Annotated in this window: 1 protein-coding gene; it reads right to left on the bottom strand. The window is 48.0% G+C overall.

The window, feature by feature from the left end:
• Positions 1-47: 47 nt before the first annotated feature.
• The coding region (locus tag E1189_RS24475) for a hypothetical protein (RefSeq protein ID WP_230459882.1) at positions 48-302 on the bottom strand (255 nt) is incomplete at its 5' end.

The raw sequence follows: 302 nt of genomic DNA, 5'->3' as shown, positions 1-302 counted from the left end.
ACCTGTTTCAACGGCCAGATGTTGTGCTGGTGGTGCGGCGGTGAGAGTTAGTCCGGTATTTTGTTTTTCCCCCCGGCAATGCATGAGGTGGTGTTCGCTGTCCTGGCTATGACGCAGGACGTTGTTTTATGGGGATGGATATGTGTGCTGTCTGTAGTTTGTAGTGCAATGTCGTCTGTCGATATCACATCTAATGGCCGTAACGGAATAAGAGGAAGAGGTCTACTCTTGTCTTCTGAGGCATAAGTGGCAGAAGCAGACAGACTGATTACTATACAAAAGCTGGTAACAACAAGGTTCAC

It is taken from the genome of Parendozoicomonas verongulae (genome assembly GCF_009711465.1).
GTDB lineage: Bacteria > Pseudomonadota > Gammaproteobacteria > Pseudomonadales > Endozoicomonadaceae > Sansalvadorimonas > Sansalvadorimonas verongulae.
The sequence above is the reverse complement of the archived record's forward strand: the minus strand, read 5'-3'. Positions and strand labels throughout refer to the sequence as shown.